At 79.3% G+C, this 1,770-nt stretch carries 1 protein-coding gene; it reads left to right on the top strand.

Going from position 1 to position 1,770, the window contains the following annotated elements; all coding sequences use genetic code 11:
- Positions 1–72 precede the first annotated feature (72 nt).
- Positions 73–1,770: GTPase (locus tag FOE67_RS24705; RefSeq protein ID WP_323385440.1), on the top strand; the 1,698-nt coding region annotated here is incomplete at its 3' end.

Below are 1,770 nucleotides of genomic sequence, written 5' to 3' on the forward strand. Positions count from 1 at the left end.
GCCCGCGTGGCCGCCACGGCCCCCGCAGTCCCGTCATGCCGTCCACAACCGTCCCACCCCGAGGAGGGAGCCGTGCCGGACGAGACCCCCGGCCCCCGCCGGTCCGCGACCTTCCACGCCGCCACGGCGGGAGCCCGCACCGCCACCGCTCCGCCCGCCGGGCCGATCGGGCCCCGGACCCGGGGCCCCGACCGGCCCCCCGAGGAGGCCATTCCCGAGACGGAACCGCTGGTCCCCGCTCCCCCCACGGCCCCGGACGAGCGGCTGCCCGGCGGGCCCGGGGCGGGCACCCCGGCCGATCGCGCCCTGCGAACCCGGCTGCGCGCGCTGCGCGAACTCGTCGCGCTCTCCCGTGCCCGGTTGCCCGACCCGGCCCTGGCCGAGGCCGGACGCCTGCTCGCCGAGGCCGCCGAGCGGGACCGCCTCACCCGCCTGTACACCACCGTCGCCATCGCCGGCGCGACCGGCAGCGGGAAGTCCACGCTGTTCAACGCGCTGGCGGGCGGTGGCATCGCCGAGACCGGCGTGCGCCGACCGATGACCGCCTCCCCCCACTCCTGCGCCTGGGAGATCGAGCGCGGCGGGGGTCCGTCCCCCGATCCCCTGTTGGACCGGCTGGGAGTCCAACCGCGCCGGCGCCGGCGCGCGCACCGGGCCGACCCCGCGCTGCGCGGCCTGGTCCTGCTGGACCTGCCGGACCACGACTCCGCCCTGCCCGACCACCGGAGGGAGGCGGACCGCCTGCTGGCCCGAACCGACGCCGTCATCTGGCTGTTGGATCCGGAGAAGTACGCCGACGCCCTGCTGCACGACCACTATCTGCGGGCCTTCGCCGGACACGCGGAGGTGAGCCTGGTGGTGCTCAACCAGATCGATCGCCTGCCGCCGGAGGCCACCGAGGCGGTCCTGGACGACGTGCGCCGCCTGTTGGACGAGCGCGGGATGGCGGTCGGCGAGCACGGCGAGCCCGGCGCGGGCGTGCTGGCGGTCTCCGCGCTCACCGGGCAGGGGATGGGCGAGCTGCGCCGGTCGCTGGCCGAGCTGGTCGGCTCGCGGGAGGCCCCCGCGCTGCGCCTGGCGGCCGACGCGGACGGCGCCACCCGTCGGTTGCGACCGCTGTGCGTGGCGGATTCCGGGGCCGCGCCGATCGGCCTGACCGAGGAGGCGCGGGCGGCGTTCGAGGAGCGCCTGGCCGAGGCGGTGGGGGCCCCGGCCGCCGGGGCCGCGGCCGAACGCGGCTGGCTGCGCCGCGCCGAACGGATCTGCGGCACGCCGTGGGGGCAGCTGGTGACGACGGTCGCCGAGCGCCGGGCGGCCCGTCGGGGGGAACCGGTCGCCCTCACCGGGCGGGCCCGCGGCCTGCGGGAACAGCCGCCGGTGGTCTCCCGGCCGGCGTTGGAGGAGGCGGTGCGGCGGCTGACCGAGGAGGTGACGGCCGATCTGCCGGAGCCGTGGGCGGCGTCGGTGCGCCGGGTGGCCAGGCAGGGCGCGGCGGAGGTGCCCGGCGCGTTGGAGGGGCCCCCGGCCGCCCGGGGGAATCCGGGCCGGCGCCGGGTGCCGTGGTCCGGTCGGCAGTCCGGTGCCCGGCCCTCGCGGGTGCCCGGCGCGCCCAAACCCCCGCGCCCGGTGTGGTGGAGCGCGGCGGCGGTGGGGCAGGGGGTGTTCCTGACCCTCCACCTGCTGGGGCTGGGCTGGTTGACGCTCGCGGCGCTGGGCCACCCGGTCGCCGGGGTGGTGCTGCCCGCCGGGCTCCTGGTGGGCGTCAAGGCC

Source organism: Streptomyces calidiresistens, from assembly GCF_014141525.1.
Classification (GTDB): Bacteria; Actinomycetota; Actinomycetes; order Streptomycetales; family Streptomycetaceae; genus Streptomyces; species Streptomyces calidiresistens.